Genomic DNA, 6,343 nt, shown 5'->3' with positions numbered 1-6,343 from the left:
AACATTTTCTTAAGTTGTCTTGTGAGGTGTAGTCATATGTGGCGGCGACGCAAAAGGTAAAAAAGAAGGCAAGTGCGGCGAAGGTAAATGTGGTGGCCGTTAATTTCTTAATTTAATTAAGTTATGCTAAAGGGCCACGGGCCCTTTTTTGTTAATAGTAGAGGCAGTTATGACACAAATGCACAGTTCGGAATTTGGAATGGTTGGCTTAGGTTTGCGCCGTGAAATGCTAGATGAGTTATTAGAACACGTTCCAAAGCAAATTGATTTTTTAGAAGTTGCGCCTGAGAATTGGTTAAAACTGGGCGGCCGATTTAAAAAGCAGTTTAAAACATTAACCGATGCTAATGATTTTGTATGTCATGGCTTGTCTTTATCAATAGGTTCGCCAGAGCCGCTTGATATTGAATTTATTAAATCGCTAAAAGTCTTTTTTGATCAGCACAACATTAAAATGTTTAGTGAGCATTTGAGTTATTGCTCTGGTCAAGGCCATATGTATGATTTAATGCCCATCCCTTTTACCGAAGAGGCAATAGCGCATGTTGTCCCCCGAATTAAGCAAGTGCAAGACATTCTTGAACGACCTATTGCGATGGAAAATGTATCTTACTACGGTGCGCCAGGCCAAGAGTTATCTGAACTTGAATTTACAACTGAAATTTTAGAGCAAGCAGATTGTAAATTGTTGCTTGATGTAAATAATATTTATGTTAATTCGATAAACCATGGTTATGACGCAAATACTTTCTTAGCTGGCTTACCTACAAAACGTATCGCTTATGGGCATGTTGCGGGACATTATAATGAGGCTAATGATTTAATAGTCGATACTCATGGCGCCGATGTTATTGATCCAGTCTGGGAGTTGCTTGATAAAGCTTATAAGTTACATGGTGTATTTCCAACGCTTCTTGAGCGAGATTTTAATATTCCAGAGATAAATGTACTCACTAAAGAGCTTGATATTATTATTCAGTTGCAACAAAAGTATCTAAATCCTGAGCTTTCAAAACAACGAGCTTGAAGTTAACGCGAATCAGACAGTAATGAGTATCCAGCTATGAGTTTTATAGATGTTCAAAATGAATTTATGGCGCACATACGTGAACCAAAAAAAAATAAAAAGCCAACTGATATTGAAGATAGACGCATGGCTATATATCGCGACCTATTCTTTAATAACATAGAGGGATTCATTTCTTCCGGTTATCCAGTGTTAAAAACGCTTTATAGTGACAAACAATGGAACAAATTGATCAGACAGTTTTTTAGTGAATATGATTGTCAATCACCATACTTTTTAGATATAGCAGGGGAGTTTATTAATTACTTATCCAGTAGTTATAAAATGAAAAAAGATGACCCTGCTTTTATGTTAGAACTTGCGCATTATGAATGGATAGAGCTTGACGTTTCAATAGCTAACGAAGATCCTAATGAGAGAAAACTACAACAAACAGCGTTAACTAAAAGTCCATTATTTCTATCAAGCGTAGCGAGAAATTTGAGTTACCAATATCCAGTGCAAACTATAAGTGACCAAGTCCGGCCAAAAGAACCATCGACTGTACCTAACTATTTTGTTGTTTATAGAGATGAAGAAGATGAAGTACAGTTTTTAGCAACTAATTCAATGACGGCTTTATTACTCTCTATCATTGAAAGCGTTGAGGGCATTACATTTGATAACCTCTGCCAACAGGTGATTATGCAGGCTCCTCAGTTTAACGAAGAGCAAATAACACAAGGGGCGCTTGTGACACTCAATGCGCTGATTGAACGCGGTGTAATCGTGACAAAAAATCAAGATTAAGGCCTTTATTGATGTTTTTACATCGTCTATCATGGCAGCCTTATTTATCGTGCTTAATAAAAGGTTGTACTATGTCAGATGATAAAGATTTTAAAGATCCGTTTAACGCTACTTATTTTATTGCTTTTCTAGCGGTATTTGCAGGTATTGGTTGTTTAAATGCAATTTTAGGTTGGATCACTAGCTTAACCTAAAACGTATTTATAGTTTAAGGCTGTTGTCAGCATCAGCCTTAATGCTTTGCTTTTCTATCCTCTATAACTGTTCAATATTTTCGTTAAAGTCACAGCAAACTCGCAATTAAAGTTCACTTAAGGTTATAATCACCTGCTTTGTAATATCAACCATTGAGCAGTAAAACTTATGACTCAAGTAACACCAGCAATTATTAAAAACAGCATTGCAACAATTGCTGATTATCCTAAAGCGGGCATTATGTTTCGCGATGTAACTACATTAATGGCCAACCCTGAAGCGTTCAAGGCTACTATTGATGCGTTTATAACCGAATATAAAGACCAAGGTTTTACAAAAATTATTGGCACAGAATCACGTGGCTTTATTTTTGGTGCGCCTTTATCTTATGCTTTAGGTATTCCTTTTATTCCAGTGCGTAAGCCTGGCAAATTACCGCGCGAAGTTATTCGCCAAGATTACCTACTAGAATACGGTGAAGACACGCTAGAACTTCATGTTGATGCAATTGTACCCGGTGACAAAGTACTTCTTGTTGATGACCTTCTAGCAACTGGCGGTACTATCGAAGCGACTGCTAAACTAGTTAATAAGTTAGGCGGTGAGGCTACTGATGCAGCATTTGTTGTATCATTGCCTGAATTAGGTGGCGAACAACGCATAGAAAAAATGGGTATCAAAATCTTAAAGTTGGTTGAATTCGAAGGCGAATAATCGATGAGTTATCAGGTTCTAGCGAGAAAATGGCGTCCACAAACCTTTCATGAATTGGTTGGGCAGTCTCATGTTAAACAAGCGCTTGTTAATGCGCTTACACAAAATAGACTGCACCACGCGTATTTATTCACTGGAACCCGAGGTGTTGGTAAAACAACTATTGCGCGTATTTTTGCAAAAAGCTTAAATTGCGACGAAGGTATTTCGGCATCTCCTTGTGGGCAATGTAGTAGCTGTACAGATATTGAAGCAGGGCGCTACATTGACTTGCTAGAAATTGATGCTGCCTCTCGTACTAAAGTAGAAGATACGCGTGAAATACTTGATAACGTTCAATACGCACCTACGCGCGGGCGTTACAAAGTATACCTAATAGATGAAGTTCACATGCTTTCAAAGCATAGCTTTAATGCGCTTTTAAAAACGCTTGAAGAACCGCCAGAGCATGTGAAATTTTTACTCGCAACCACCGATCCTCAAAAGTTACCCGTTACTATTTTATCGCGATGTTTACAGTTTAATTTAAACGCCTTATCGCAAAGTGAAATTAAAACACAGCTTCAACACGTTTTGACTCAAGAACAACTGCGCTTTGATAACGATGCACTTAGCGTTATTGCAAAAGCTGCAGATGGCAGTATGCGCGATGCGCTTAGCTTAACCGATCAAGCTATAGCACAAACGAATGGTGATATTAATAATCAAGCGGTTCAAGCTATGCTTGGTTTAATGGATACACACTACAGCCAAAGTTTATTAGCAGCATTACTAAGTCAAGATGGCGCTGCGCTCATGAGCGAAATAGCAAATGTAGCGAGCAAAAACCCAAATTATATAGCGTTACTTGATGATTTAATTTCATTAACGCACTTAACCCAGCTTACCCAATTAGTGCCTCAAGCTGCTGGGCTTGATGAGACCAATGCTGATTACATAAAGCACGTTGCAGAGCACACAAGTGCACAGCAAGTGCAGGTTTATTACCAGTTACTTTTAAACGGTAAAAAAGATTTACAATGGGCCCCTGAGCCACGTTTAGGGTTCGAAATGATTTTGCTGAGGTTACTTGCATTTCAGCCTGCAGGAAACGAAAACCAGCAGGACGAGATAAGCACGCCTCAATTGCCGGCAGGTAATACTGAAAGCCGAGCCAATGCACTGCGTGATATTTTAAGTAAAAATAAGCCTGAAAGTACTAATAACGCAGCTAAACACAGCGACATAAGCGCTGTACAGCAACCAGCTGAAAAATCGATTATAAGTGCAGAACAGCATGAGCAAGTAACCCCCACTGTTACTGACACGCCTGTTGATTCTGATCACGTAGCCCATTTACAGGTTAAAAACGAAGAGGCTCAAACTGAAACGAGCCAAAATACACCTGCGAAGCAAATAAGTGATGAGCAAGCACAGCGTAACAGCGAAAATGAAGCGTACATGCAGCACAATGATGTAGAGCAAACATTAGCTGCACAATTCGATGATGTAATGAGTAGCGCGCTAGATCAAGGCTTTAATCCTCAAACTCAAAGTACAACGCAACAGGCTGAAACTCCAAGCGCTCCAGTCTCTTTGGATGCACCTTCACTGCATGATAAAGAGTCTCAGGCACAATCGGCCATTGCACGCATCTTACGTGACAGAAATATATCAGGTTCAGGCAGGTTATCAGGTAATAATACAGCTCAGCCGCCAGTGTCTGAAAAGCCTGAAGCTGATAATAATGAGCAAAGTAACAGGCTGGTTGGTTCGCCAATTGTAGAGCAAAGTGAATCCACTAATACAGATATACACACTCATTCTGAAAACACAGAACACCCACACGCGGCTTCTGTGCAATCGACTAACCCACCGCCGTGGGATGACTATAATACAGGCGAGCATGAAAAAAAGTCTGAGCTCCCTGTTAGCGGGAGCCAAGCAAAACGCCCCAGTGTAGTCGCTACAAAAGCACAAAAAGTTGATTTTAAAGCTAAGCATCAAACAATCACTGAAAATTTAGCGCCTGAGTTACTAGAACAAATTAATCCTCAAAGTGTGCCTGCTCCAGCTCCACAAGAGGAAAGTATTCCGGTTCCAGATGATTTTCAAAGCCCAATAAGTGAAATAAAGTTTGCTCATCAGCAAGACGAGTGGGCTTATTTGATAAAACGTATGGGGCTGGGTGGACGAATGCGCCAATTTGCGCTGCATTCAATTTTTACGAAGCAGGGAAGTAACTTACATATAGATGTTGATGAATCGCAAAAACACCTAGATACGCCAATGCTTCGTCAAAAACTTGATGCCGCATTATCGAGTATTTACGATCACAATGTGTCGCTGAGTATAAAATTTGCTCAAGGGGTTATCGATTCGCCTTATTTAATTCAACAAAAAATAGATGCAGGGCGCCATCAGCAAGCAATAGATGTGATCACAAGTGACGAAAACATAGTACAATTTCAACAGTTATTTAGCGCCGAAATTGACGAAAACAGTATTCAGGCATTGTAATTACATACAATCGCCCTTATCTTCATGACAATTAAAGATTAAAAGAAAGAGAGAAAATTATGTTTAAAGGTGGAATGGGTAACATGATGAAGCAAGCGCAGCAAATGCAAGAGCGCATGCAAAAAGCCCAAGACGAAATTGCAACAATGGAAGTTGTTGGTGAAGCGGGTGCAGGCTTAGTTAAAGTAACCATGCTTGGTAACCACAATGTTCGTCGCGTAGAGCTTGATGAAAGCCTTATGGAAGACGACAAAGACATGATTGAAGACTTACTTGCAGCGGCATGTAACGATGCTGTGCGCCGTGTAGCTGAAGAAACGCAAGAACGAATGAGCAAAGTAACTGGCGGTATGCAATTACCACCAGGTATGAAAATGCCGTTTTAACAAACAATGCAACTTTCAGATAGTTTAAATCAGCTTATTGAAGCATTGCGGTGTCAACCGGGTATTGGCCCAAAGTCTGCACAGCGTATTGCATTCCATTTGCTTGAACGTGATCGCAAAGGTGGTACACAACTAGGTAGCGCGCTTACTAAGGCAATGACAGCAATAGGTCATTGCCAAACGTGCCGAACTTTTTGTGAGCAACCTCAGTGTGACATTTGCTTGAGCACAAAACGCCAAGACAGCGGTACGTTATGTGTTGTTGAGTCGCCTACTGATGTACTTGCCATTGAGCAAACGGGTCAGTATTTAGGTTTATATTTTGTCCTTATGGGGCATTTATCACCCATTGATGGTATTGGCCCTAAAGAAATAGGCTTAGATGTTTTAGAGCAAAAACTTTCTCAAGGCGGCATTAACGAAGTAATACTAGCAACTAATCCTAGTGTTGAGGGTGAGACGACTGCGCATTATATTGCCCAGCTTTGCCACAAAAATAATGTGGGCGCCTCGCGAATAGCGCACGGTATTCCGGTTGGAGGCGAACTTGATTTAGTTGATGGTAGAACCCTAATGCATGCATTTAGTGGTCGCCGCGTGGTTACACAAGAATAGTTCATTAAAGCGACTGTTTGAAAAGATATGTAAAAGCCTACGTAATTAATTTATGTAGGCTTTTTTGTTTTTAAGGTAAGCTAGCTAAAAATAGTATGCAGTTAATTTGACGGCTAAG

General features: G+C 40.0%; 8 protein-coding genes. All 8 read left to right on the top strand.

The window, feature by feature from the left end; all coding sequences use genetic code 11:
- Positions 1-34 precede the first annotated feature (34 nt).
- The 8 genes from CWB65_RS20240 to recR all read left to right on the top strand — a co-directional run bounded on the left by CWB65_RS20240 (position 35) and on the right by recR (position 6,225).
- Positions 35-103, top strand: a complete 69-nt coding sequence (locus tag CWB65_RS20240; RefSeq protein ID WP_502704839.1) for an HvfA family oxazolone/thioamide-modified RiPP metallophore — start codon at positions 35-37, stop codon at positions 101-103.
- Between the two features lie 66 nt (positions 104-169).
- The gene (locus tag CWB65_RS04855) at positions 170-1,027 is read left to right on the top strand and encodes an MbnB/TglH/ChrH family RiPP precursor modification enzyme (RefSeq protein ID WP_502704838.1); all 858 of its coding nucleotides are present in this window, start codon (positions 170-172) and stop codon (positions 1,025-1,027) included.
- A 36-nt stretch (positions 1,028-1,063) separates the two neighbouring features.
- Positions 1,064-1,816 (top strand): HvfC family RiPP maturation protein, encoded by a 753-nt coding sequence (locus CWB65_RS04850; RefSeq protein ID WP_138740054.1) that lies wholly within the window; start codon positions 1,064-1,066, stop codon positions 1,814-1,816.
- 71 nt (positions 1,817-1,887) lie between these two features.
- Positions 1,888-2,010, top strand: a complete 123-nt coding sequence (locus tag CWB65_RS20155) for a hypothetical protein (protein ID WP_008132255.1) — start codon at positions 1,888-1,890, stop codon at positions 2,008-2,010.
- A gap of 169 nt (positions 2,011-2,179) precedes the next feature.
- Positions 2,180-2,725 (top strand): adenine phosphoribosyltransferase, encoded by a 546-nt coding sequence (gene apt / locus CWB65_RS04845; RefSeq protein WP_006792394.1) that lies wholly within the window; start codon positions 2,180-2,182, stop codon positions 2,723-2,725.
- A 3-nt stretch (positions 2,726-2,728) separates the two neighbouring features.
- A complete protein-coding gene (dnaX, locus tag CWB65_RS04840; protein WP_138740053.1) occupies positions 2,729-5,224 on the top strand; it encodes a DNA polymerase III subunit gamma/tau in 2,496 nt (831 codons plus the stop codon).
- Positions 5,225-5,283: 59 nt separating this feature from the next.
- Positions 5,284-5,610 carry a YbaB/EbfC family nucleoid-associated protein gene (locus CWB65_RS04835; protein ID WP_006792396.1) on the top strand — a complete coding sequence of 109 codons (327 nt, stop codon included), beginning with the start codon at positions 5,284-5,286 and terminating at the stop codon, positions 5,608-5,610.
- A gap of 6 nt (positions 5,611-5,616) precedes the next feature.
- A complete protein-coding gene (recR, locus tag CWB65_RS04830; RefSeq protein WP_008132248.1) occupies positions 5,617-6,225 on the top strand; it encodes a recombination mediator RecR in 609 nt (202 codons plus the stop codon).
- Positions 6,226-6,343: the final 118 nt, after the last annotated feature.

Source organism: Pseudoalteromonas sp. S554, from assembly GCF_005930865.1.
GTDB classification, from domain to species: domain Bacteria; phylum Pseudomonadota; class Gammaproteobacteria; order Enterobacterales; family Alteromonadaceae; genus Pseudoalteromonas; species Pseudoalteromonas marina.
This window is presented reverse-complemented; position numbering and strand designations above follow the sequence as displayed.